The 25,291-nt window shown below is 71.0% G+C and carries 21 protein-coding genes and 1 tRNA gene; 3 read left to right on the forward strand and 19 right to left on the reverse strand.

Annotated features, from left to right (window positions below; genetic code table 11):
* Positions 1–35: 35 nt before the first annotated feature.
* From prmC to ACH5AF_RS11665, 11 genes are all read right to left on the reverse strand, one after another.
* The gene (gene prmC, locus ACH5AF_RS11615; protein ID WP_398901363.1) at positions 36–881 is read right to left on the reverse strand and encodes a peptide chain release factor N(5)-glutamine methyltransferase; all 846 of its coding nucleotides are present in this window, start codon (positions 879–881) and stop codon (positions 36–38) included.
* Between the two features lie 41 nt (positions 882–922).
* Complete coding sequence (gene prfA / locus ACH5AF_RS11620; protein ID WP_398901364.1) at positions 923–2,002, reverse strand: peptide chain release factor 1; 1,080 nt, start codon at positions 2,000–2,002, stop codon at positions 923–925.
* Positions 2,003–2,105: 103 nt separating this feature from the next.
* Complete coding sequence (gene rpmE, locus ACH5AF_RS11625; protein WP_187811819.1) at positions 2,106–2,330, reverse strand: 50S ribosomal protein L31; 225 nt, start codon at positions 2,328–2,330, stop codon at positions 2,106–2,108.
* 205 nt (positions 2,331–2,535) lie between these two features.
* A complete protein-coding gene (locus ACH5AF_RS11630; RefSeq protein WP_398901365.1) occupies positions 2,536–3,645 on the reverse strand; it encodes an LCP family protein in 1,110 nt (369 codons plus the stop codon).
* Between the two features lie 201 nt (positions 3,646–3,846).
* Positions 3,847–5,871, reverse strand: a complete 2,025-nt coding sequence (gene rho / locus ACH5AF_RS11635; protein ID WP_398901366.1) for a transcription termination factor Rho — start codon at positions 5,869–5,871, stop codon at positions 3,847–3,849.
* A 390-nt stretch (positions 5,872–6,261) separates the two neighbouring features.
* On the reverse strand, positions 6,262–7,182 hold the full coding sequence (gene thrB / locus ACH5AF_RS11640; protein WP_398901367.1) for a homoserine kinase: 921 nt from the start codon (positions 7,180–7,182) through the stop codon (positions 6,262–6,264).
* Between the two features lie 299 nt (positions 7,183–7,481).
* Positions 7,482–8,552, reverse strand: coding sequence for a threonine synthase (gene thrC / locus ACH5AF_RS11645; RefSeq protein WP_215185062.1), 1,071 nt, complete (start codon positions 8,550–8,552; stop codon positions 7,482–7,484).
* 7 nt (positions 8,553–8,559) lie between these two features.
* Positions 8,560–9,849, reverse strand: coding sequence for a homoserine dehydrogenase (locus tag ACH5AF_RS11650; protein ID WP_398901473.1), 1,290 nt, complete (start codon positions 9,847–9,849; stop codon positions 8,560–8,562).
* A gap of 98 nt (positions 9,850–9,947) precedes the next feature.
* The gene (gene lysA, locus ACH5AF_RS11655; RefSeq protein ID WP_398901368.1) at positions 9,948–11,339 is read right to left on the reverse strand and encodes a diaminopimelate decarboxylase; all 1,392 of its coding nucleotides are present in this window, start codon (positions 11,337–11,339) and stop codon (positions 9,948–9,950) included.
* A 14-nt stretch (positions 11,340–11,353) separates the two neighbouring features.
* Positions 11,354–12,289 (reverse strand): ArgS-related anticodon-binding protein NrtL, encoded by a 936-nt coding sequence (nrtL, locus tag ACH5AF_RS11660; RefSeq protein ID WP_398901369.1) that lies wholly within the window; start codon positions 12,287–12,289, stop codon positions 11,354–11,356.
* 341 nt (positions 12,290–12,630) lie between these two features.
* Entirely contained in the window at positions 12,631–13,122 is a 492-nt protein-coding gene (locus ACH5AF_RS11665) for a response regulator (protein WP_398901371.1), read from the reverse strand.
* A gap of 147 nt (positions 13,123–13,269) precedes the next feature.
* Here ACH5AF_RS11665 and ACH5AF_RS11670 point away from each other — a divergent pair.
* Together ACH5AF_RS11670 and ACH5AF_RS11675 are read left to right on the forward strand one after the other, a co-directional pair.
* Positions 13,270–13,341 (forward strand) — tRNA-Arg (locus ACH5AF_RS11670).
* 643 nt (positions 13,342–13,984) lie between these two features.
* Positions 13,985–14,539 (forward strand): hypothetical protein, encoded by a 555-nt coding sequence (locus ACH5AF_RS11675; protein WP_398901372.1) that lies wholly within the window; start codon positions 13,985–13,987, stop codon positions 14,537–14,539.
* A gap of 205 nt (positions 14,540–14,744) precedes the next feature.
* Here ACH5AF_RS11675 and ACH5AF_RS11680 read toward each other — a convergent pair whose 3' ends face one another.
* From ACH5AF_RS11680 to ACH5AF_RS11715, 8 genes are all read right to left on the reverse strand, one after another.
* Positions 14,745–16,025: an alpha/beta fold hydrolase gene (locus tag ACH5AF_RS11680; RefSeq protein ID WP_398901373.1), complete on the reverse strand. Its 1,281-nt coding sequence runs from the start codon at positions 16,023–16,025 to the stop codon at positions 14,745–14,747.
* Between the two features lie 146 nt (positions 16,026–16,171).
* Positions 16,172–16,858 carry a GntR family transcriptional regulator gene (locus ACH5AF_RS11685; protein WP_398901374.1) on the reverse strand — a complete coding sequence of 229 codons (687 nt, stop codon included), beginning with the start codon at positions 16,856–16,858 and terminating at the stop codon, positions 16,172–16,174.
* Positions 16,859–16,907: 49 nt separating this feature from the next.
* Complete coding sequence (locus tag ACH5AF_RS11690) at positions 16,908–18,290, reverse strand: aldehyde dehydrogenase family protein (protein WP_398901375.1); 1,383 nt, start codon at positions 18,288–18,290, stop codon at positions 16,908–16,910.
* Positions 18,287–19,291: a proline racemase family protein gene (locus tag ACH5AF_RS11695; RefSeq protein ID WP_398901376.1), complete on the reverse strand. Its 1,005-nt coding sequence runs from the start codon at positions 19,289–19,291 to the stop codon at positions 18,287–18,289. The genes ACH5AF_RS11690 and ACH5AF_RS11695 overlap by 4 nt, the downstream gene beginning before the upstream one ends.
* Positions 19,292–19,340: 49 nt before the next feature.
* Positions 19,341–20,249: a dihydrodipicolinate synthase family protein gene (locus ACH5AF_RS11700; protein ID WP_398901377.1), complete on the reverse strand. Its 909-nt coding sequence runs from the start codon at positions 20,247–20,249 to the stop codon at positions 19,341–19,343.
* Between the two features lie 74 nt (positions 20,250–20,323).
* Positions 20,324–21,772 (reverse strand): NAD(P)/FAD-dependent oxidoreductase, encoded by a 1,449-nt coding sequence (locus ACH5AF_RS11705; protein WP_398901378.1) that lies wholly within the window; start codon positions 21,770–21,772, stop codon positions 20,324–20,326.
* Positions 21,744–22,067: a (2Fe-2S)-binding protein gene (locus ACH5AF_RS11710; protein ID WP_398901380.1), complete on the reverse strand. Its 324-nt coding sequence runs from the start codon at positions 22,065–22,067 to the stop codon at positions 21,744–21,746. The genes ACH5AF_RS11705 and ACH5AF_RS11710 overlap by 29 nt, the downstream gene beginning before the upstream one ends.
* 105 nt (positions 22,068–22,172) lie before the next feature.
* Positions 22,173–23,348, reverse strand: coding sequence for an NAD(P)/FAD-dependent oxidoreductase (locus ACH5AF_RS11715; RefSeq protein WP_398901381.1), 1,176 nt, complete (start codon positions 23,346–23,348; stop codon positions 22,173–22,175).
* A gap of 190 nt (positions 23,349–23,538) precedes the next feature.
* Here ACH5AF_RS11715 and ACH5AF_RS11720 point away from each other — a divergent pair, with 190 nt between their 5' ends.
* Complete coding sequence (locus ACH5AF_RS11720) at positions 23,539–25,284, forward strand: ABC transporter substrate-binding protein (protein ID WP_398901382.1); 1,746 nt, start codon at positions 23,539–23,541, stop codon at positions 25,282–25,284.
* Positions 25,285–25,291: the final 7 nt, after the last annotated feature.

Raw genomic sequence — 25,291 nt, forward strand, 5'->3', positions numbered from 1 at the left:
TCCCGGCGCCTTCGGCGCCCTCGGGGTCGACGCCGTCATGGCATCGCCTTGCGTGCGGTCGCGAAGCGCGGCCGGTTGTTCAGGTCGGGGTGGTCGGCGGCGTCGGCCCAGCCGGATTCCTCACTGAAGATCCACGGCACCTGGCCGCCCTGGGTGTCGGCGTGCTCGATGACGACGAGGCCGCCCGGCCGCAGCAGCCGGTGCGCGGTGCGCTCGATGCCACGGATGGTGTCCAGGCCGTCCTCGCCGGAGAACAGGGCCATCTGCGGGTCGTGGTCGCGCGCCTCGGGGGCGACGTACTCCCATTCGGTGAGCGGGATGTACGGCGGGTTGGAGATGACCAGGTCCACCTGACCGTCGAGCTCGGGCAAGGCGGAGAGGGCGTCGCCCTGGTGGACGGTGACCCGGGATCCCTCGGCGTTCTTGCGGGTCCACATCAGGGCGTCCTCGGACAGCTCCACGGCGTGCACGCGTGAACGGGGGACCTCCTGCGCCATGGCCAGCGCGATCGCGCCCGAGCCCGCGCACAGGTCGACGATGAGCGGCTCGACGACGTCCATGGCCCGTACGGCCTCTATGGCCCAGCCGACGACCGACTCGGTCTCGGGTCTGGGTACGAAGACACCGGGCCCCACCTGGAGCTCCAGGTAGCGGAAGAAGGCCCGTCCGGTGATGTGCTGCAGCGGCTCGCGGGCCTCACGGCGTGCGACGGCCTCCCAGTAACGGGCGTCGAAGTCCGCGTCCTTGACGTTGTGGAGCTCTCCGCGCTTCACACCGTGGACGTAAGCGGCCAGCTCCTCCGCGTCGAAGCGTGGCGACGGCACGCCGGCGTCGGCCAGCCGCTGGGTGGCCTGGGCCACCTCGGCAAGCAGCAGGTTCACGCGCCCACCCTTCCTGTGACGCTCGTGGGACTGATCGCGGGTTACTGCGCGGCCGCGAGCTTGGCCGCGGAGTCCGCGTCGACGCACGCCTGGATGACGGCGTCGAGGTCGCCGTCGAGCACCTGGTCCAAGTTGTACGCCTTGAACCCGACGCGGTGGTCCGAGATCCGGTTTTCCGGGAAGTTGTACGTCCGGATCTTCTCGGACCGGTCGACGGTACGGACCTGGCTGCGACGGGCGTCCGCCGCCTCCCTCTCGGCCTCTTCCTGCGCGGCTGCGAGCAGCCTGGAACGCAGGATACGCATCGCCTGCTCCTTGTTCTGGAGCTGGCTCTTCTCGTTCTGGCAGGAGGCGACGATGCCGGTCGGCAGGTGCGTGATGCGCACGGCCGAGTCGGTCGTGTTGACGGACTGGCCGCCGGGACCGGAGGAGCGGTAGACGTCGATCCGCAGGTCGTTGGCGTGGATCTCGACGTCGATCTCCTCCGCCTCGGGCGTGACGAGCACACCGGCCGCGGAGGTGTGGATACGGCCCTGGGACTCGGTGGCGGGCACGCGCTGCACGCGGTGCACCCCGCCCTCGTACTTCAGCCGCGCCCAGACGCCCTGGCCGGGCTCGGTCGCCCCCTGGCCGCCCTTGGTCTTCACCGCGACCTGGACGTCCTTGTAGCCGCCCAGCTCGGACTCGGTGGCGTCGATGATCTCGGTCTTCCAGCCGACGCGCTCCGCGTAGCGCAGGTACATGCGCAGCAGGTCGCCGGCGAAGAGAGCGGACTCGTCGCCGCCCGCGCCCGCCTTGACCTCAAGGATGACGTCCTTGTCGTCGCTGGGGTCGCGCGGGACGAGCAGCAGCCGCAGCTTCTCGGTGAGCGCCTCGCGCTGCCTCTCCAGGTCCTTCACCTCGGCGGCGAAGTCGGGGTCGTCCTGGGCGAATTCCCGGGCCGTCTCGATGTCGTCACCGGTCTGCTTCCAGGAGCGGTACGTGCCGACGATCGGGGTCAGCTCGGCGTAGCGCTTGTTCAGCTTGCGCGCGTTCGCCTGGTCGGCGTGGACCGACGGGTCAGCGAGCTTCTTCTCGAGATCGGCGTGCTCGCCGATCAGTTCCTCGACCGCCTCGAACATCTTCGGGCTCCTGGTTCGTACATGTGGGGTGGCTGCTCAGAACGGACAAAGCGCCGGTCCCGGCCGCCCCGGAGGGGCAGCCGGCGACCGGCGCAGTGGCTCGCTACTTCTTGGCGGAGCCGGCAGCCTTGCCGAAGCGGGCCTCGAAGCGGGCCACACGGCCACCGGTGTCGAGGATCTTCTGCTTGCCCGTGTAGAACGGGTGGCACTCGGAGCAGACCTCGGCGCGGATGTTGCCGCTGGAGATCGTGCTGCGGGTGGTGAACGACGCACCGCAGGTGCAGCTGACCTGGGTCTCGACGTACTCGGGGTGGATGTCGCGCTTCAAGGTGTCTCCTAGTTTCGGGAGGGCACCGGGTCGTACGCGCGGATTGCTCGTACGTGAACCGGGGCCGACGTACCAGTCTGCCAGGACAGGCCGTATCTCCCAAACCGGGGTGGAGCCCCAGGTATTCCGGGCCGCCTTCGGGGGTATGGGCGCCTTCCACGGCCACGCACCGTACCGAAGCGGCTACCGGTCGCATCGCCCCGGGCTACTGGCTGCTCACCACGCCTGCGGCCTCGCCCTTGTCACCGGCGGAGTCCTCGAGCGCGGCCGCAGGGATCGGCCGGTCCCCCTTGAGCGCCCGCCACACCTGCGCGGCGCCCGTCTCGACCGGGACGACCCGGTTGGGGTCGAGGGGGTCGTAGCGGACGGGCATGGTGACCATGTGGACGTCCTCGGCACCGAGCGAGCTCAGGCCCCGGGCGAAGCCGAGCAGCTCGTTCACGGAGTCGAGCTCGGAGTCGGGGGTGATGGCCTTGCTGCCGGCGTCGGCGAGGTCGAGAAGCCTCTTCGGGTTACCGAAGACCCCGACGTCCTTGACCTGGTCGATGAACGCCTTGATGAACGCCTGCTGGAGCTGAATGCGTCCGAGGTCGCTGCCGTCGCCGACGCTCTTGCGGGTGCGGACGAGTCCGAGCGACTCCTCGCCGTCCAGCGTGTGGGTGCCGGGCGGGAGGCTGAGGTGGCTCTTGGAGTCGTCGATGGGCCGTGTCGTGGTGATCTCCACGCCGCCGAGCTCGTCGATCAGGTTCTTGAAGCCGGTGAAGTCGACCTCGATGTAGTGATCCATGCGGATGCCGGACATCGCCTCGACGGTCTTGACGGCGCAGGCCGGGCCGCCGACCTCGTACGCGGTGTTGAACATCGCGCGGGAGGCCCCGGGGACGGCGGTGCCCTTGCCGTCGGTGCAGTCCGGCCGCTCGATGAGGGTGTCGCGGGGTATGGAGACCACGCTGGCCTTCTTGTGGCCCTGGTGGACGTGCACGACCATCGCGGTGTCGGAGCGGGCTGCACCTTCGTCGGTGCCGTACTCGGCGTTAGCGCCGGAGCGGGAGTCCGAGCCCAGGACCAGGATGTCCATGGAGCCGTTGTCGATGTTCTTCGGCCGGTCGGTGCCGAGGGCCTGGTTGATGTCGACGCCGTCGAGGTTTCCGTTGACCGTGAAGTAGACGTGGCCGAGGCCGGAGCCGCCGACGAGGACGAGGGCCGCGGCGGACCATGCGGCGGCGGTCCACAGCCTGCCGCCCGTCGCGGGCGGCCTGCGGCGCCTGCCGCTCAGGGGGAGTATCCCGCCGCCGTCACTGCTCGTGTCGGTCATGGTCTCCTCGACTCTGTCGGACCGTTGCCCCTGGGATTACAGACGGTGAAGCGTCGTGAAGGGTTGCACGGCCGTCTGAGAAGTCCGTGAGAACGTCCGACCGGAACGACGTGTGCCCACCGCGCATCGCAGCACGGTGGGCACAGTGGCCGTTCAGCACCGGGACCCGTGGCCGGGCCCCGCTGCCGTGTCGAAGACCTCTCAGTCGTTGCCGTTGGCGACGCCGGGAGTGGTCTTCTGGATCTGGAGCAGGAACTCGCCGTTCGACTTCGTCTGCTTCATCTTGTCGAGCAGCAGCTCGATCGCCTGCTGCTGGTCCAGCGCGTGCAGCACACGGCGCAGCTTCCAGGTGACGGCGAGCTCGTCGCTGCCGAGCAGGATCTCTTCCTTGCGGGTGCCGGACGCGTCGACGTCCACCGCCGGGAAGATGCGCTTGTCGGCGAGCTTCCGGTCGAGCTTGAGCTCCGCGTTGCCGGTGCCCTTGAACTCTTCGAAGATCACCTCGTCCATGCGCGAACCCGTGTCGACCAGGGCGGTCGCGAGGATGGTCAGAGATCCGCCGTCCTCGATGTTGCGCGCGGCACCGAAGAAGCGCTTCGGCGGGTACAGCGCGGTCGAGTCGACACCACCGGACAGGATGCGTCCGGAGGCCGGGGCCGCGAGGTTGTACGCGCGGCCGAGGCGGGTGATCGAGTCCAGCAGGACGACCACGTCGTGACCCAGCTCGACGAGGCGCTTGGCGCGCTCGATGGCCAGCTCGGCGACGGTGGTGTGGTCCTCGGCCGGACGGTCGAAGGTCGAGGAGATGACCTCGCCCTTGACCGACCGCTGCATGTCGGTGACCTCTTCCGGACGCTCGTCGACCAGGACGACCATGAGGTGGCACTCGGGGTTGTTGTGCGTGATCGCATTGGCGATCGCCTGCATGATCATGGTCTTACCGGTCTTCGGCGGGGCCACGATCAGACCGCGCTGGCCCTTGCCGATCGGCGCGACGAGGTCGATGATGCGCGTCGTCAGCACGCCCGGGTCCGTCTCCAGGCGGAGGCGGTCCTGCGGGTAGAGCGGGGTCAGCTTGTTGAACTCGGGGCGGCCGCGGCCCGATTCGGGCGCCATGCCGTTGACCGAGTCGAGGCGGACCAGCGCATTGAACTTCTCGCGGCGCTCGCCCTCCTTGGGCTGACGCACGGCACCGGTGACGTGGTCGCCCTTGCGCAGGCCGTTCTTGCGGACCTGGGCGAGGGAGACGTACACGTCGTTCGGGCCGGGCAGGTAGCCGGAGGTCCGGATGAACGCGTAGTTGTCGAGGATGTCCAGGATGCCCGCGACGGGGATCAGGACGTCGTCCTCGGAGACCTGCGGCTCACCGGCCGCGAAGTCGTCACGGCCACGGCGGCCACGGCGGTCGCGGTAGCGGCCACGGCGGCCGCGCCGGCCGCCGCCGTCCTCGTCGAAGTCGTCCTGCGGGCCGCCGCCCTGCGGGCCCGGGCCCTGCTGGCCGCCCTGGCGCTGCGTGCGCTGGCCGCCCTGCTGGTCATCACCCTTGCCCCGGCGGTCACGCTGCCGCTCACGGCGCTCACCGCGCTCGCCCCGCTCACCACGCTGGCCGCGGTCCTGGCGGTCGCGGCGGCCTTCGGCGGTGTCCACGGCGGACTCGGCCTTGGGCTCGGGCTGCGCGTCCGTCCGGACGTCGGTCCTGACCTCGACGGCGGTGTCGCCGCGCGCCTCGGTACGCGTCTCCGGGCTGCCCGCCTGCGCGGTGGCACGGCGACGCCGGCGCTCACCGGCCGACTGGTCGTCGCTGGCCGGCTGCCCGGGGATCTCGATCTGCTGCTGGGCGACAGCCTTCTCGGTCTTGTCCGCCTTGTCCGCCTTCTCAGCGGCCGGGGCGGCGTCCTCACCCGTGCGCGTCTTGGCGGTGGCGCGGCGCTTCGGCTTCGCCGGCGCCTCGGTGGACGCGGCGTCGGCGCTCTTCGCCGGGGAGGCCCCGGAGCCGGCCTGCGCCTCCTTGATGACCTCGATCAGCTGGCTCTTGCGCATCCGCGCGGTGCCCCTGATGCCGAGGCCGGACGCGACCTGCTGCAGCTCGGCCAGGACCATGCCCTCGAGGCCGGTGCCGGAGCGGCGGCGCCGTGCGGTGGTGCCGGAGGCAGCACCTTCGGCGGGCGCGGCGGTGTCGACGTTCTTGTCGGCAGTCACGCCCATCAGATCGGTGGTGTCGCTCACGAAGGGTCCTTCCCTGGAGCGGACGTCGGCCTTCTGGCTCGGCGACCGGTTGTGCTGTCCGGCATCGGTCCGCCGCAGCGGATCGTGTCGGAGCGGTGGTCCCGCCGGTGCAAATCAACGGCGGAGAGATATACATGCATACGTGCAGGCCCGGCCCGAGGTCCCCCCGCTCGGCCCACTCCTGGAAAAGCGAGGGGTGTCGTGCCGGTTCCGGAGCGTGCTCGAAACTGCTCAGGCAGGCTGCTCAGGCAGTGTGGGAGGCTCTCGGAAGAATGGTGGTCCCGATGAGGGACACGCAGCACCGCGTCTCGATGACGACGGTTGCAGGTTTGAGGTTAACACTACCGGCTCCAACAAACATTCCCCCTCTCTGTCACCGGCAATCGCGTGTCACTGCGGAGCGAGCGGCAGAACGCTCGCTCCCGCGGTGTCGAAGGCGAGGCGGTTGGCCGCCCATCCCTCGCCCGCCAGCAGTGCGACCTTGTCGGCCACACCGTTCTCGGCCAGCGCGAGCACCGTGGGGCCCGCGCCGGAGATGACTGCGGGGACGCCGTCGGCGCGCAGTCGGTTCACCAGCTCAATGCTCTCCGGCATGGCCGGCGCCCGGTACTCCTGGTGCAGCCGGTCCTCGGTCGCGGGGAGCAACAGCTCCGGGCGCCGTGTCAGAGCCTCGACCAGCAGCGCCGCGCGGCCCGCGTTCGTCGCGGCGTCGACATGCGGGACGGTGCGCGGCAGCAGTCCGCGGGCCGTCTCGGTGAGCACCGGCTTCCCGGGGACGAAAACCACCGGAACGACGGAATCGGAGGGGTCCATCCTGATCGCCCGCGCCGCTCCGGCCTCGGTCCAGGCCAGGGTGAAGCCGCCGAGCAGACAGGCGGCCACATTGTCGGGATGGCCCTCGATCTCGGTGGCGAGTTCCAGCAGGGCCGCGTCGTCGAGCTTGGCGTCGCCGCCTATGGTGACCGCCCGGGCGGCGACGATGCCGGCGCAGATGGCGGCCGAGGAGGAGCCGAGACCGCGGCCGTGCGGGATGCGGTTGGCGCAGACGACCTCCAGGCCGCGCGGCTGCCCGCCGAGCAGGTCGAAGGCGGTGCGCAGGGAGCGCACGAGCAGGTGGCTCTCATCGCGGGGCAGCGTCGTGGCGCCCTCACCCGCGATGTCGATGTGCAGACCGGAATCCGCGACCCGGACGACGACGTCGTCGTACAGACCCAGCGACAGCCCGAGGGCGTCGAAGCCCGGACCCAGGTTGGCGCTGGTGGCAGGGACGCGCACCCGGACGGCGGCGGCGCGGAACGCTGGACCGGCCATCGCTCGACGACTCTCCTTGGTTCTGAACTGTGAGATGTACGAGATTTGTTCGAGAGGACGAACACCCGATGGCCTCAATGGCAACAACACCGCGGCATATGCGGCGGGGCGGGTTCGGGTACAGCCTATCGAAGGAAAGTTCACCTGCGACATAGGGCGCACAGGAGGCGCACGATGCGTGTCGCGGGCGCCCTGTGCCCCTGCGGGTGCCGTTGTCCTGGTTGCCCTGCGTTCCCGCAGGGGCAACCAGGCGGCCGCAAGAGGACGTTGAACCGGGTCCCGGAGGCTGGGCAGGCCCGCTACGCGAGGCCGAGGCGCTCGGCCGCGGCCGAGGCGTCCACCGGGACGGTGACCGGCTGGGGTGCGCCGGCGACGGCCCAGTCAGGGTCCTTCAGACCGTTTCCGGTGACCGTGCACACGATCTTCTGGCCCGGATCGACCTTGCCCTGCTCGGCGGCCTTGAGCAGACCGGCGACGGAAGCGGCCGACGCCGGCTCGACGAAGACACCCTCCTGCGACGCCAACAGCCGGTAGGCGCGCAGGATCTCACGGTCCGTCACCTCGTCGATGAAGCCGCCGGACTCCTCGCGCGCGGCCAGCGCCTGCGTCCAGGAGGCCGGGTTGCCGATCCGGATCGCGGTGGCGATCGTCGACGGGTCCTTGACGACCTCGCCCCGCACGATCGGCGCGGAACCGGACGCCTGGAAACCCCACATCCGGGGCGTGCGGGAGGACATGCCGTCCGCGGCATACTCCTTGTACCCCTTCCAGTACGCCGTGATGTTACCGGCGTTGCCGACGGGCAGCACATGGATGTCTGGGGCGTCGCCGAGCGCGTCGACGATCTCGAAGGACGCGGTCTTCTGGCCCTCGATACGGTACGGGTTGACCGAATTGACCAGCGCCACCGGGTAGTTCTCGGACAGGCTGCGGGCCAGGTTCAGGCAGTCGTCGAAGTTGCCGTCGACCTGGAGGATCTTCGAGCCGTAGACCAGCGCCTGGCCCATCTTGCCGAGCGCGATCTTGCCCTGCGGCACGAGGACCGCGCAGACCATCCCGGCGCGTACCGCGTACGCGGCGGCGGAGGCGGACGTATTGCCGGTGGAGGCGCAGATCACGGCCTGCGCGCCCTCCTCCTTGGCCCGGGTGATGGCCATCGTCATACCGCGGTCCTTGAAGGACCCGGTGGGGTTGGCGCCCTCGACCTTGAGGTGCACCTCGCAGCCCGTGCGCTCGGAGAGGACCTGCGCCGGAACGAGCGGCGTGCCACCCTCACGGAGCGTGACGACCGGCGTCGTGTCCGTGACCGGAAGGCGGTCCCGGTACTCCTCGATGATGCCGCGCCACTGGTGGGTGCCGTTGGTGGTCATGGGTCCCTTACTCCCCTTCAACACGCATGATGCTGGCGACACCGCGCACGGTGTCGAGCTTGCGCAGCGCCTCGACGGTCCCGGACAGGGCGGCGTCGGGCGCGCGGTGGGTGACGACGACGAGTGATGCCTCGCCGTCCTTCCCCTGCTGACGGACCGTGTCGATCGACACGCCGTGCTCGGCGAAGACCGTCGCGACCTGGGCGAGAACGCCCGGCTTGTCGGCCACGTCGAGGCTGATGTGGTACCGCGTCACGACCTCGCCCATGGAGCTCACGGGCAGCTGGGTGTACGCGGACTCGCCGGGACCGGTCGCCTCGGCAAGCTTGTTGCGGCAGACGGCGACGAGGTCGCCGAGGACCGCGGAGGCGGTGGGCGAGCCGCCGGCGCCGGGGCCGTAGAACATCAGACGCCCGGCTGCCTCGGCCTCGACGAACACCGCGTTGTACGCCTCGCGGACCGACGCCAGCGGGTGGCTGAGCGGAATCATCGCCGGATGCACGCGGGCCGTGACCGACTGCCCGTCCGCCGCCCGCTCGCAGATGGCGAGCAGCTTGATGGTGCAGCCCATGCGCTTGGCGGAGGCGAAGTCCGCGGCGGTGACCTCGGTCATGCCCTCGCGGTAGACGTCGTCGAGCCGTACGCGCGTGTGGAAGGCGATCCCGGCCAGGATGGCGGCCTTGGCGGCGGCGTCGAAGCCCTCGACGTCGGCGGTCGGGTCGGCCTCGGCGTAGCCGAGGGCGGTCGCCTCGTCGAGCGCCTCGGAGTAGCCCGCCCCGGACGTGTCCATCTTGTCCAGGATGAAGTTCGTCGTGCCGTTGACGATGCCGAGCACGCGGTTGACCTTGTCGCCCGCCAAGGACTCGCGCAGCGGCCTGATCAGCGGGATGGCGCCCGCGACCGCCGCCTCGAAGTAGAGGTCGCGGCCGTGCTGCTCGGCGGCGGCGTACAGCGTCGCGCCGTCCTCGGCGAGGAGCGCCTTGTTGGCGGAGACGACCGACGCACCGTGCTCGAACGCCGTGGTGATGAGGGCGCGAGCGGGCTCGATGCCGCCGATGACCTCGATGGCGACGTCGATGTCGCCGCGTTTGACGAGCGCGGTGGCATCGGTGGTGATCAGGGAGGGGTCGATGCCCTCGCGGACTTTGGAGGGGCGGCGCACGGCGACCCCGGCGAGCTCGACCGGGGCGCCGATGCGCGCGGCGAGGTCGTCGGCGTGCGTCGTCATGATGCGCGCCACCTCTGAGCCGACCACACCACAGCCCAGCAGCGCCACCTTCAGCGGACGCGTACGCATCATCCGACCTCGTTTCTCTTACTTCTACGGTTGGACCAGTCTCACCCACCGGACCGGAGTTTCTATCCCTCGTCCGGTATGCGAGACATCTATCTCAATTAGCCGACGTCGAGACGCAGGAGATCTTCCTCCGTCTCACGCCGGACGATCACCCGCGCCTCACCGTCCCTGACGGCGACGACGGGCGGGCGAAGTGCGTGGTTGTAGTTGCTGGCCATGGAGCGGCAGTACGCGCCGGTCGCCGGCACGGCGATCAGGTCGCCGGGCGCCAGGTCGGCGGGCAGGAACGCGTCCTTGACCACGATGTCGCCGCTCTCGCAGTGCTTGCCGACGACTCGGCTGAGCATCGGCGCGGCTTCACTGGTGCGGGACACCAGGGCGACGCTGTACTCGGCGTCGTACAGGGCGGTGCGGATGTTGTCCGACATGCCGCCGTCGACACTGACGTACGTCCGCAGACCCTCCAGCGGCTTGACGGTACCGACCTCGTACAGCGTGAAGGCCGTTGGCCCGACGATGGCGCGGCCCGGTTCGACGGAGATGCGGGGGGTGCGAAGCCCGGCGGCCTCACACTCACGGGTGACGATCTCGCCAAGGGCCTTCGCGATCTCGTGCGGCTCGCGCGGGTCGTCGTCGGGGGTGTACGCGATGCCGAGGCCGCCGCCGAGATCGATCTCGGGCAGCTCGACGCCGTGCTCGTCGCGTACCTCGGCCAGCAGCTGCACCACGCGCCGGGCGGAGACCTCGAAGCCCGCCATGTCGAAGATCTGCGACCCGATGTGGGAGTGGATGCCGATGAGCTCCAGCCCGTCGAGCTTCAGCGCGCGGCGCACCGCCTCGGCGGCCTGCCCGCCCGCGAGGGCGATCCCGAACTTCTGGTCCTCGTGGGCCGTGGCGATGAACTCGTGCGTGTGCGCCTCGACGCCGACGGTCACCCGGATCTGGACCGGCTGCCGCTTGCCCAGGCGCTGCGCGATGTGCGCGACGCGGACGATCTCCTGGAAGGAGTCGAGCACGATGCGCCCGACGCCGACACGCACGGCTCGCTCGATCTCGGCCTCGGACTTGTTGTTGCCGTGGAAAGCGATGCGCTCGGCGGGCATCCCGGCATCCAGGGCGGTCGCCAGCTCACCCCCGGAGCACACGTCCAGATTGAGCCCTTCCTCCTTCAGCCAGCGCACGACGGCGCGGCTGAGGAACGCCTTCCCCGCGTAGAAGACATCGGCGTCCTTGCCGAACGCCTCGGCCCAGGCACGGCAGCGGGCGCGGAAGTCGGCCTCGTCCAGGAAGTAGGCGGGCGTGCCGAACTCCTCGGCGAGCCGGGTGACCTCGATCCCGCCGACGGTCACGACACCGTCCGTGTCACGGGTGACCGTGCTGGACCACACCTTGCCGTCGAGGGCATTGAGGTCGGTGGGCGGGGCGGTGTAGTGCCCCTCGGGAAGGACGTCGGCGTGACGGGGCCCGGCGGGGTGGGCGGATCGGCTCATCTGTCTCTCACATCTCACAAGTATTCGGGTGCGCTGATGCCGAGCAGGGACAGGCCACCTGCGAGCACCGTCCCGGCGGCTTCGGCGAGGGCCAGCCGGGAGCGGTGGGCGGCCGAGGGTTTCTCGTCCCCGACGGGCAGCACCGTGTGCTGAAAGGCGAGGAGTGCGTCGGCGGTGACGTCCAGATGCCGTGCGAGCCGGTCGGGCGCGCGCAGGCGGGCGGCGCCGGCGACGACCTCGGGGTGATCGCCGACGGCGGTGGTGAGGGCGGGGGCGTCGACGTACGCGTCGGGTGCGGCGCCGAACCCGAGCCGCTCGGCGCTCCTGCCGAGCGCCCTGGCGCGGGCGTGGGCGTACCGCACCTTGTGGAGCGGATTGCGCTCGTGCTGCACGAGGAGGTCCTCCGTACGGGGCCGGTCGTGCGCGGCGGCGGCGAGGAGGGCCCAGCGTGCGGCGTCGTTCCCCAGCGTCGCGAACAGGTCGCCACGGGGCGCGGGTACGACGGTGACGCCCTCGCCGTCGAGGGGCCGGGCGCCGAGCCGTACGAGGGTCTCGGCCCAGACGCGGGCACGCACCTCGTCCGGGTGCGGGAAGTCGGTGCCCGGCAGGGGGTCGCCGTACTGCGCCCCCTGGCTGCGCACGGTCTGGACGAGCCGCTGCTGCGCGCTCCCCGCGAGGGTGAAGTTGAGGAACCCGGGCCCGGTGATCTCGATGCGCTCGATGCCGCCGGTGCGGCCGATGCGCTCCTTGAGGACGGCGGCCACATCACCGGCCGGCCGCCCGGCCGGCCCCGCGAGCCGGAGGGCGACATTGGTGGCGTAGTCCCCGCGCCCGCCGGGCCGTGGCCGCTCGATCCGCACGCTCTCGGGCACGGGGGCCCGCAGCGCACCGTCCTCCACCGCACGGCACACGGCGTGCAGCACGGTACGGGAGAGCTCTGCGGGAGTCACGGGACAAGCGTATGGGAGGAGGGGGGTGCCTTTGCGAACCGGTTTCGCCATGCGGGCAGCGGGGGGCGGTCGACGGGGGGCGGGCCCGTGCGGAGGGGGATGGGTGGGGTCGGCCGGGGGCAGCACGCGGGGGTGCCGACAGGGGGCGGTCAGCCGCGGGGCGGGTGGGGAGCCCGCGAGGCGGGGCGGGGTGGTGCCGAGGGGGGGAGGCGAGTGGGGGTCGGGGTGGTGCCGAAGGGGGTGCCGACCGGGCGCAGGACGGGTGGGCGGCTGGCTGGCGGAGGGGCGGCGGGGGCTGCCAGCCGCGGGGACGGTGGGAGGGGGCGTGTCGCGGTGGGCGGTCAGCCGCGGGGGCTCGGGGCCCGCCCGGCCTCATGCCTGCCGTCTACTGACGGCGGACCCTCCCGGTGCTCCCGGCGCACCAACTGCCGCACGATCCGCACGAGCTCCGCAGGCTCGAAGGGCTTGGCGAGGAAGGCGTCCACGCCGGCGGCGATCCCGGACTCGACCTCGTACGGCGTGCACGCGCTGATGATCGCGACGGGTACCTGCCGGGTGCGTGGGTCGGCGCGGAGGCGGGCGGCGGTGCGCAGCCCGTCGAGCTGGGGCATGACGACGTCGAGGGTGATCATGTCCGGCTGCACCCGGTGCACGACATCGAGGCACTCGGCACCATCGGCCGCGGTCACGACCTCGAAGCCCTCCAGCTCGAGGTTGACCCTGATCAGCTGCCGAATCACCCGGTTGTCATCGACAACCAGCACTCGGCCGGACGCGCCGGACACAACTCGAGAGTAGGTGCGCGGACGCGGCTGCGTCCGGGTTTTCCCCACTTCCGACCCCTGCGGGGGGACACGGGGTCACGTCGGGGCGCACGGGGGCGCGCGCCAAGACGGCCTCACAGGCCGGAAATACCTGTTCACGGCGACCCTTCGGGAGCTGGTAGGGTTCTACCCGTCGCCGCGCACAGCGAGGCGCACGCCCCCGTAGCTCAGGGGATAGAGCAACGGCCTCCGGAGCCGTGTGCGCAGGTTCGAATCCTGCCGGGGGCACAGAAGCCGGAACAGCGTGATCACGCCGCTGACCTGCAGAAGTGCCAGACTTCAAGAGCCGGACCCAGTCTCGTTGGGTCCGGCTCTTCGTCGTTCTCTGTCGCTGATCGCGAGTGAGTGGCGAGTGTGGTGCGGGCTGCCCAAAGATCTCGAAACGGGCGGTTCAACAGGACGGACGAATCTGAAGATGGATCACCAAGGGCATGCCCCAGGCGGTGCACAGAGTCTTGCCCACAGGGAAGTGCTGCTTCCGGGTGATGCAGGGCGGGTGGTCCGTCCGGTGGAAGGGCTGCCTTGTGTACACGATCAGCGGGCGGGGGCGGGGGCGCCTGGTGGTAGAGGAAACAGCATGAGTTCACAGCCACCCGGACCGCCGGCCGGTCCGTTGTTCCCTCCCCCCGAGCCCGGTCCCCGGCCGCCCTCCGGTCCTGGTCCGTCCGGTGGGTTGTCCCGCCGCCTGCTTGCGCTGATCACCGGCGGCGGGGTTGTGGTGCTGGGGCTCGTTGTACTTTTGGTCGCGCTCCTGCGGGGCGGGGGCGGGGACGGTTCCGCGAACGGCTCCCCGTCACCCTCTCCACCGTCACCCACTTCACCCTCGCCCACCGTCACTGGCACCGCGGCAGCCCACGACGTCGCGACACGGGTGGCGCTCACCCCGGCTGACTGGGGGCCTGACTTCGGTCAGGGCGATCCGTACGAGGCCGCCTCGGACGAACTCACCGTCAACAAGAACTGCGAAGCGATCTCCCGGCCCCCACGGGGCGGAACACTCGCCTCTCTGATTCGCTGGTCCGTACAGTACGAACCATCCTTCTTCGCAGGCTCGGAGGTGCGCGTCTTCGCCGATGCGGCAACGGCCCAGAAGTACATTGCCGACGCGAAGAAGACGACACACACGTGTGCAACGCAGACCCAAGGCAAAACCCGCTGGGAGGACGTCCGTGAAGCGGCGCCACCCCAGCTGAACGGCTTCGACGAGTTGTTGGCCGAGGAAAGCAAGCTGACGTCCACCAACGACGGCATGAAGGCGAACGACCTCTGGCTCGCCCTGGCCGGCCGGGTCGATGCAACCGTGCTCACCACCGTTGTGCGCGGAGCGACCAAGGATGACGCCCAGGTCCGCAAACACGCCAGAGAAGGACTTCAGCTCATGCAGAAGCGCCTGGCCGGTGCGTCGCCCAACGCTGCACGCCAGTGACCGCGGAGGAGCGGCAGCAGGACACACTCGGGCCGCCCCGCCGCCAAGCCGGGGCGGCTCGCGTGGCGGAACGCTGACGGACGGGAGACGGGTTGCTGACGACAGGCAGCCCGGACTGGTCGAGGGCGGCCGACAGGCCCGGGACTTTGCGCGGCGGCGCTTGACGTCCGGCGATTCCGCGTGACCGTGCGCAGCCGACGGTCCGTCAGCGTGGGCGGTGTGTCGCCGGCCAGAGGCAGACCACGGGCGGAACGGCGCTGCCGATGCCCACGACCAGGGCGGCGACAGCGAGCGGCTCGCTGATGGTGGGCAGCACCACGCTCACCCGGCCCATGGTGGTGGTCGGCACGGCCGACAACGTGGCCCTGCAGCTGGCCGGTGCTGCCGGTACCCCGGCCCCGCCAGGTCGCCGAGGCACTGGGGTACTGCGGCACCGCAGCGGTTGGCTGGCAGTCGTATGTGCCGTTCCCAGCGCCCGGGCGCTCGCGTCACCCCATTCGATCGGCTCGACACCGTACGTCGGAGCGCCTCGTCCCCGCGGGCACGGGATTCGCCGAACTGCCCGTCGCCTTGGGGCTCGGACCGGTGGGCCAGGTTCGAGTCCGGCGCAGGCGGGGCAGTTCTCCCAGTCGGCGTCGTACGGCTCGATCTCGAGCGGCTGTACGGGAGCGGACAGGGCAAGCGCGGCGTCGGGGCGGCCGACCCCGCGGATCCGCAACGCCCAGTCGCCGGGCTGGACCCGCTCCGAGGGAGGGGCCGCTCCGCAGGGCAGCGCCCCTGCCTCGATACGCCGCCTGCCTGGGCACTTTGGCCGTGCTCGCGGCCCTGCTTCCGGCAGCCGGACGTCGCCGGCCGCGAGGAGGTCGGCGATCTTCCTCAGGCGGGGGGCGTCGTCCGGGTAGCGGGCATAGAAGTCGAGGACCCGATCGCGTACGCGCGGGTAGGTCCGGGCGTACACGTCGTCGGCGGTGGCCGTGAGACCGGGCAGGCCGCCGGTGACGTAGCAGGCCCGCAGGCCCTCGGGGGCCTGGGAGAGGTAGGTGAGGGTGATGAAGCCGCCGTAGCTCTGGCCGAGCGTCTCCCAGGGTGTGTCGTCGCCGCAGAGCCTGCGGCGGATCAGTTCGGCGTCGGCCACGATCGCGTCCGCGCGGAAGTGAGCGAGATGCGCGGCGAGTTCGGCTGAAGAGGGGAACCGGGAGGCGGACCGCGCGGTGACGGGCGTGGAGCGGCCGGTACCGCGCTGGTCGAGGAGCAGTACGCGGTGGGTCTTCAGCGCCTGGGGCAGCCAGCCGGGCGAACCGGCCGACGGGCGTGGTGATTTACCGCCCGGTCCCCCCTGGAGATAGAGCAGCCAGGGCAGTTGCTCGCCGGCCCGGGCCAGATCGGCGACCTCGCGGGCGAAGATCTCGATGGCAGGGCCATCGGGGGCCTCGTGATCCAGGGGGACGGTGAAGACGTGGTCGACCGTCGCGTACGCGGGGTTCATGGATCCCTTTCACGGCCGAGGCGATTGCCTAGTGCGGTGTGACATTGCATAGCCAGTGTGAACCGGGCTGCCCTGTCCGCGGAGCCCTCACTTGCGCATAACCCCGTGTTATGAACCCGCACCCCAGGTGCTACCCAGCCGAGGCGCTACCCGGCGGTGCCCGCCGGCCCCTTGCGCTTGGCCCACAGCGAGCGGACATGACCCAGGTGCTTGGTCATGCATTTCTCCGCGCCCTTGGCGTCGCCCGCCAGCATGAGGTCGAGGAGCTCCAGGTGCTCCTCGGCCGACGGGATCAGTTCACCGCGCTTGTCCAGGGCGGTGAGTCCGTACAGGCGGGACCGCTTGCGCAGGTCGCCGACGGTCTCGACGAGGCGGTCGTTGCCCGCGAGGCCGAGCAGCGTGAGGTGGAAGCGGCGGTCGGCCTCCAGGTAGCCGATCAGGTCGTGCTCACGGGCCGCGCGCACGATTTCCTCGGCGACGGGCCGCAGCGCCTCGAGATCCGCGCGGTCGGCGGTGCGGGTGAGCCGGCCGACGACGGGGACCTCGATGAGCGCGCGGATCTCGGCGTACTGGTCGAGGTCGCGTTCGTCGACCTCGGTGACCCGAAAACCCTTGTTGCGGACGGGCTCGACAAGGCCCTCGCGGGCCAGGTCGAGCATCGCCTCACGGACCGGGGTGGCGGAGATGCCGAAGTCCTCGGCCAGCGCCGGCGCCGAGTACACCACCCCCGGCCGCAGCTCACCCGAGATCAGGGCGGCTCGCAGGGCATGGGCGACCTGGTCGCGCAGCCGCTCCCGGGAGGCGTTCAGGTCACGGCGGGTCAGGTGCCCCATGACGGTGGTGGTTCCCTTCGTTTCCGGTACGGACCAGCACCGTACAATGTCACGTTGTTCCCGCAGGTAGGAGGGTATAGGTGCGGCTGGAGGTGTAGAACTCCAGAGCGGCCCGGCCCTGCTCGCGCGGCCCATGGCTGGATTCCTTGGCTCCGCCGAACGGCAGGTGGAAGTCGACGCCTGTGGACGGGGCGTTGATCCGGATCATGCCGGTGTCGAGCCGGTCGAGCCCGTGCAGGACCGTGTTCAGACCGGCCGTGTGCACCGACGTGACCAGGCCGTACGGTACGGAGTTGGTGATCCGTACCGCGTGGGCGAGGTCGTCGGCGGGCAGCAGGGCGGCGAGGGGGCCGAAGACCTCCTCACGCAGCAGCCGGTGCCCCGGGGGGACCTTCTCGACCAGGGTCGGGGCCGCGTACCAGCCGGGACCGGACGGCACCGTGCCGCCCGCCAGCGTGGGCAGGCCCTGCCAGGCGTCGTTCACCCGGTCGCGCGCGTTCTCGCCGATGAGGGGCCCGCACACGACGGCCGCATCGGCCGGGTCACCGACCGGGAGGGCTCGCAGCGCTTCGGAGAGCGCCTCGCGCAGGGGGTCGAGGGCCGTGCCGACCGCGATCACCCGGCTGGTGGCGGTGCACTTCTGCCCCGCGTACCCGGCGATGGAGGCGGCGATGTGGGCCGCGGCCTGCTCGATGTCGGCGTCCGGCAGGACGATCGCCGCGTTCAGACCGCCCATCTCGGCCTGGACCGGGATGCCCCGGGCTGTCGCCTCCCGGGCGACGGCCTGACCGACGGCGGTCGAACCGGTGAAGGAGACGACATCGGCGGCGGAGACGATCGCGTTGCCCTCGGTCGCACCGCCCGGCAGGACGGTGAACACCTCAGCCGGCAGTTTCTGCCTGACGATCTCGGCCAGACGCTGAGCGCACGCGGTGGCCTCGGGGGCGGGTTTGAGCACGACCGTGTTGCCGGCCGCGAGCGCCGGGGCGGCCTTCCAGCTCGGGATGGCGAAGGGGAAGTTCCAGGGTGTGATCAGCCCCGCCACACCGTGCGGACGGCGACGGGTCAGGAGCAGTCCGGGGCCCGCGGCGGTTTCGTGGACGGCCCCGGTGGGCTCGTAGGGGGCCTGGGCGTAGTAGCGCCAGATCGCGGCGGTCCGCGCGACTTCGGCCCTGGCCTCGGTGAGCGGCTTGCCGACCTCGCGTACGGCGAGTGCGGCCAGCTCATCCGCCGCGGCGTCGACGGCGGCGGCGACCGCGCCGAGGGCGGCGGAGCGGGCGGCCGCTCCGGCGAGCAGCCATCCGGGCTGGGCGGCATGGGCCCGCTCGACGGCGTCGGCCGCCGCGAAGGCGCCGGGCGCCGGAATCCGCACGAGTACGTCGGCCGGGTCGGCCGGGTTGTGGGAGGTGAGGGAGGTGACGGCCGTGGTCATAGGAGGAAGCCTCCGGGGAAGGGGTCGTCGGGGTCGAGGAAGTACTGGGCGGTGCCGGTGATCCAGGCGCGGCCGGTGATGGCCGGAACGACGGCGGGCACCCCGCCGACGTCCGTCTCGGCGATGAGCCGGCCGGTGAAGCGGGTCCCGATGAAGGACTCGTTGACGAAGTCGCGGCCGAGCGGCAGCTCACCCCGGGCGTGCAGCTGGGCCATCCGTGCCGAGGTGCCGGTGCCGCATGGGGAACGGTCGAACCAGCCGGGGTGGATGGCCATCGCGTGCCGTGAGTGGCGGGCGTCGGAGCCGGGGGCAGCGAGGTAGACGTGCTTGACTCCGGCGATCTCCGGCCGCTCCGGATGGACGGGCCGGTCCGGCGACGCGTTGATCGCGTCCATGATCGCGAGTCCGGCCGCGAGCAGGTCGTCCTTACGGGCGCGGTCGAACGGCAGCCCGAGATCGCCGAGCTGGACGAACGCGTAGAAGTTGCCGCCGAAGGCGAGGTCGTAGGTGACCGTCCCGAAGCCGGGGACGGCTGTCTTGCGGTCCAGGCCGACGCAGAACGCGGGCACGTTGGTGAGCGTGACCGATCGCGCCGCACCGGCCTCCACCTGTACGTCGACGGTGACCAGACCGGCCGGGGTGTCGAGCCGCACCGTGGTGACCGGTTCGCTCACCGGCACCATGCCCGTCTCGACGAGAACGGTGGCGACCCCGATGGTGCCGTGCCCGCACATCGGGAGCAGTCCGGAGACCTCGATGTAGAGGACGCCGTAGTCGGCGTCGGGCCGGGTGGGCGGCTGGAGGATGGCGCCGCTCATGGCGGCGTGCCCCCGTGGTTCGTACATCAGGAGCGTGCGGAGATGGTCCAGGTGCTCGATGAAGTGCAGCCTGCGCTCGGCCATCGTGGCGCCGGGGATCACCCCGACGCCACCGGTGATCACCCGCGTCGGCATGCCCTCGGTGTGTGAGTCGACGGCATGGAAGACATGACGCGTACGCACGGGCGCCTCCTTTGTCGGGAACGGTGTGGTTCGTGAACGAGTCTCGTGGTCAGCGGTGACCGCCCGCGATGGCCTTCTCGGTGGCGGTCCGCACTCCGGCCTCGATCTCGCCCGCCAGCGGGAGGCGCGGCGGCCGGGTGGGGCCGCCGCGGCGGCCGGCCAGGTCCATGGACAGCTTGATCGACTGGACGAACTCGGTCTTGGAGTCCCAGCGCAGCAGCGAGTGCAGGGACGTGTAGAGCGGCACGGCGGTGGCCAGGTCGCCCGCGACCGCCGCGTGGTACAGCTCGGCGCAGCTGGCGGGGAAGGCATTGGGGTAGCCGGCGATCCAGCCGACCGCGCCCGCCACGGCCAGTTCGAGCAGCACGTCGTCCGCACCGATGAGGAGATCGAGTCCCGGGGCGAGTTCAGCGATCTCGTACGCCCTGCGGACATCGCCGGTGAACTCCTTCACGGCGACGATGCCGCCGTCCTCGTGCAGCCGGGCAAGCAGACCGGGGGTGAGGTCGACCTTGGTGTCGATGGGGTTGTTGTAGGCGACGACCGGCACCCCGGCCTTGGCCACCTCGGCGTAGTGGGCGCGCACGGCCGGCTCGTCGGCGCGGTAGGCGTTCGGCGGCAGGAGCAGCACGGAACCGCAGCCCGCTTCGGCCGCGTGCTCGGCCCAGCGGCGGGCTTCGGCGCTGCCGTAGGCGGCCACGCCCGGCATGACGCGCGCGCCGTCGCCCGCCGCCTCGACGGCGGTACGAACCACCCGGGCGCGCTCGTCGTCGGTGAGGGTCTGGTACTCGCCGAGCGAACCGTTGGGCACTACGCCGTCGCAGCCGTTGTCGATCAGCCAGCGGACGTGCTCGGCGTACGCGTCGTAGTCGACGGACAGGTCGTCGTGCAGGGGCAGGGTGGTGGCGACCATGATGCCGCGCCAGGGGCGGGCGCTGTTCCAGGTGGTGGCGGTCATGTCCAGAACCTCTCTTCAAGGTGTGACGTTTTACTCATGGCTGTGCGACGCCCACGAGGGTGGGCCGGTCGCGTTCAGCGTTCGGTCTCGGGGGATTCGCCGAGCGCGGCGAGCGCCGACAGCGGAACCGGCACGGCGAACGGGCGGCGCGCGTCGGTCGGTTCGGCCGCGCGGTCGCGTGCGGCCAGGCAGGCCACGGCCGCTGCGCACATCCGGCCCTGGCACCAGCCCATGCCTGCCCTGGTGAGCAGCTTCACGGTCCGGGCGTCGCGTGCCCCGAGGTCGGCGACCGCCTCGCGGATCCGCCCAGCGGTGACCTCTTCGCAGCGGCACACCTCGGTGTCGTCGGCCAGCCAGTCCGGCCAGCCGGGACCGGGCGCGTGGGCGGCGGCCATCACGTCGGCGAAGGCGCGCATCCGGTCGCGGCGGCGTTGGAGTGGACGGACCCGGCCGTCGCCGGTACGTCGTCCCAGCAGCCGGGCGGCTGCCGCGATGCCCGCCAGCTCTCCCTCCGTACGGGCGAGTTCGGCGCCGCCCACTCCGCCCGTCTCGCCCGCCGCCCACAGACCGCGTACCGATGTCTCCTGGAGGCCGTCCAGGGCAAGGGCCACTGTGCCGTCGGCCAGGGGGTGGGTGGCGCAGCCGAGGGTCGTGGCCAGTTCGATCTGGGGGGCCAGTCCGTGCCCGACGGCCAGCGCATCGCACGTGATCCGCCGGCCCGTCCCCCGCACGGGCCGCCAGTCATGGTCGAGGCGGGTGACCGTGACGGCCTCCACCCGGTCGGTGCCGTGCACCTCGGTCACCGCACTGCGCGGTCGGAGCCGGACCCGGTGCCGCAGCAGCGCGGCGCCGTGCACCAGGGCCTCGGCCGCCTTCCACGGGTTGGTCACGAGCGCCCGGGGGCTGCGGGCGTACCGCAGGTACCCGGACGCCTCCACCACGGCCGGCACCCGCGCCCCCGCCGCGGCCAGCGACGAGGCGACCGCCAACAGCAGCGGACCGCTGCCCGCCACGACGATCCGCTTGCCGGGCAGCACCAGGCCGGACTTGAGCATGGCCTGCGCTCCCCCGGCACCCACGACACCGGGCAGGGTCCAGCCCGGAAACGGGAGTTGACGCTCATAGGCCCCGGTCGCGAGCAGTACCGCGCGGGCGCGTACCCGGGCGGGACGCTCGTCGGTGCCGTCGGCCCCGGTGACGGCGTGTACGGCCCACGAGCCGTCGCCCTCCTTCATCACGCTCCACACGTGGTGTCCGGCCAGATGCGTGACGTCGCTCGCCGCCAGGCGCCGGCGCAGGTCGGAGAAGGCGGACCAGTCGTGGTGCAGGGCCTCGGGCCGCACTGCCCCCAGAGCGGGTGCGGGATGCCGGTAGAACTGCCCGCCGATCTGTGGGGAGGCGTCCAGCAGGGCGACGGTCAGACCGAGTCCAAAGGCGGTGACGGCACCGGCGATTCCGGCGGAGCCCGCGCCGATGACCGCGAGGTCGTACGGTTCATACGATCCCGACACTGGGGCGGTCATGGCCGTGTCCTTTCTGGGTGGTGATCGTGTCGCCGGGGGTGGCGGGTACCAGGCAGGCTCGGCGGTTGGGTTGTTCGTTGATGGTGGCAAGGCAGTCGTAGCACTGGCCGATGCCGCAGAACGCGCCGCGCGGCCGGCCGCCGACGCGGGTGGTGCGCCAGGCGAGGATTCCGGCCGCCCACAGTGCGGCGGCGACCGACTGCCCGGGCTGGGCGGTGACGCGGCGGCCGTCGAAGGTGATCTCGAACGGCGGATCGGGTTGTGCCCGGACGAGGTCGGCGGGCGTGCGGGCCACAGGGCCCTCCTCTCGTGACGGCGCGGCAGGAGCACCGGTCGGGTTCGGACAGGGGCGGCACACGGACTCAGGCGGCAGCCAGTCCAGGCAGCTCTGCCGGCGGATTCAGCAGGAGGTGGAGGCGGAGGCGGAGGCGGACGCGAACCGCTCAGGTCTGAACGGGCGGATGTCGAGCGGCGGTTCATGACCGATGAGGCACCCCGCGACGATCAGTCCCGTGGCCGGTGCCAGCCCGATCCCCGCCCCCTCGTGGCCGCAGGCGTGCAGCAGGCCGGGGACGCGCGGGTCGGCGCCGATCGCAGGCAGGTGGTCCGGCAGGTACGGGCGGAAGCCCGCGTACGTCCGTACCGCCCGTACTGCGGCAAGCACCGGGAACAGGGCCGTGGCCCCGGCCGCCAGGCGCCGCAGCACCTCCGCCGACATCGTCCGGTCGAAGCCGACCCGCTCCCGACTGGCCCCGATCAGGACCGGACCCGCCGGGGTGCCCTCGACCACGGCCGAGGTCTGGAGCGCGGCGGACCCGCTGGCGACATCCGCCACATAGTCGGCGGCGTACACCTTGTGGCGCACCAGGCGCGGCAGCGGTTCGGTGACGAGGACGAAGCCCCGGCGGGGCAGTACGGGAAGCTCCACTCCCGCGAGACGCGCGAGTTCACCGCCCCAGGTCCCGGCGGCGTTCACCACGTACGGGGAATGGATCTCCCCGGCCGTCGTGCGGACCCCGCACACTTCCCCGGCGGCCCCGGTGAGCAGGCCGGTGACCTCCTCACCGAGTCTCAGGCGCACCCGGTCGCCGCCCGCACGCAGCAGATGCGCGGCGGCGAGGGCGGGCATGACCTGGGCGTCCTGCAGATAGTGGAAGCCGCCCGCCAGGCCGGGAGCGAGGTGGGGCTCCAGGTCATGCAGCAGCTCCGGCGGGACCTCCCGGGCACTGACACCTGCCTTCTCCTGTCCGGCCGCGAACGCGCGCAGCGCGCTCCTCCCGGCCTCGTCGGAGGCGACGACGAGGCCGCCCTTGGACTCGTACTCGATCTGCGGCGGGAGGCGGTCGGCCAGCTCCCGCCACAAACGGGAGGAGACGAGCGCGAGTTCGAGTTCGGGGCCCGGCTCCTTGTCGGAGACCAGGAGATTTCCCTCCCCCGCGCCCGTGGTGCCGCCCGCGACGGGTCCGCGGTCGATGACGGTGGCGGTGAGGCCGGCTTGAGAGGCGTAGTAGGCGCAGGCCGCGCCGACCACACCGGCGCCGACGACGATGACGTCCGAGGTATTTCTCGTGGGCACCGCAGTAATATTTCACATGGCACTTATGTTGCCAAGAGCCCCGCCGAACGAACCGGAATGACAGGGCCGTTCGGACACGGGTCGGTAACGGAGCCCCCCACGCCTTGTCAGTAAAATTTCACATTACTATGTTACAGGTCGCATTCCAGCTGACCTGGCTGTCCGATCGCTGCTCCCGGAGTGACCACTGATGGACAAGCGCACCTCCACCGCCCTCGCCACCGCACTGGTGGCAGCCCTCACCCTCGGCCTGGCCGGTTGTTCCGGCGGAAAGTCCTCCGACGACGACCGGGGAGGCAGGAATCCCGCGACTGCCAACAACGGCGCGGTGGTCGGCGGCACTCCGCAGAAGGGCGGCACCCTGACCGTCCTGTCCAACCAGGACTTCCAGCACCTCGACCCCGCCCGCAACTGGGTCATGAACGAGATGGACTTCGGCACGCGGCTGCTCTACCGCACCCTGGTGACATACAAGGCGGAGCCCGGCGCCAAGGGCGGGGAGCTGACCCCCGACCTCGCCGAGGACCTCGGCACCTCCTCCAACGGCGCCAAGACCTGGACGTTCACGCTCAAGAAGGGGCTGAAGTACGAGGACGGCTCGCCCATCACCGCTCAGGACATCAAGTACAACGTGGAGCGGTCCTTCTCGCCCGACCTGACCGGTGGCCCCGACTACGCGGCCCGCTACCTCGCCGGTGCCGAGGGTTACCAGGGCCCGGCCAAGGGCAAGCATCTCGACTCCGTCAAGACCCCCGACGACCACACGATCGTCTTCGAACTCCGCAAGCCCTTCGCCGAGTTCCCCTACGCGACGGTCCTGCCCACCTTCGCCCCGGTGCCCAAGGCCAAGGACAAGGGCCCCCAGTACGACAGCCGCCCCTTCTCCTCGGGCCCCTACAAGATCGAGACGTACGCCCGGGACAAGCAGATGGTGCTGGTGCGCAACCCGCACTGGGACCCGGAGACCGACAGCGTGCGCAAGGCCTACCCGGACAAGATCGTCGTGAGGATGGGCCTCAAGCAGAACCAGATCGACGACCGGCTCATCGCCGGTACGGGCGCCGACGCCTCCGCCGTGCCCTGGGGCAAGCTGCGCCCCGAGAGCACGCCCAAGGTGCTCACCAAGCCCGAGGTGAAGGCGCGTCTGCTGGCCGAGTCCAGCAACTGCCACGACATGGTGCAGATGCACACCGGCCGTGCGCCGTTCGACAACATCAAGGTCCGCCAGGCGGTGCAGTACGCCCTCGACCGCGAGGCCATCCTGACCGCGAACGGCGGTCCGGCACTCAACGACCTGTCCACGGCCCTCATGCCGGCCTCTCTCTTCGGCGGCAAGCAGCCCGACATCCTGAAGATCCCCGTCACCGGTGACGTGGAGAAGGCCAAGCAGTTCCTCAAGGAGGCAGGAACGGCGGACGGCTTCGCCACCAGCATCACCGTCTCCAACGGCGACAAGGGAGTCGGCGAGGCGATCCAGCAGGCCCTCGGCCGTGCAGGGATCAAGGTCACCATCGAGACGGTGGACCCGTCGGCCTTCTACGACACCATCGGCGACACCAAGAACCGCACCGACCTCGTCTACACGGGCTGGTGCCCGGACTACCCCTCCGGCTCCACCTTCCTGCCCTTCGTCTTCGACGGCCGCTACATCAAGGAGAAGGGCAACTCAGGCAACCACTCGCTCTTCCGCGACGAGCCGACCATGAAGCGGATGGACGAGATCGCCGCCATGGCGGACGCCGCACAGGCCAACGAGGCCTGGCAGGACCTGGACGGCGAGATCCTCGCCAAGGCTCCGACCGCGCCCACCATCGTCGAGCGCTGGCCGCTGGTGCTCGGCCCCAACATCGCCGGCGCCTTCGGTCACAACTCCTTCGGGGGCCAGATCGACTACGCCACCATCGGCCTCAAGGACCCCTCGAAGAGCGACAACTAAGGACTGA

It is taken from the genome of Streptomyces sp. NPDC018833 (assembly GCF_044390825.1).
Classification (GTDB): Bacteria; Actinomycetota; Actinomycetes; order Streptomycetales; family Streptomycetaceae; genus Streptomyces.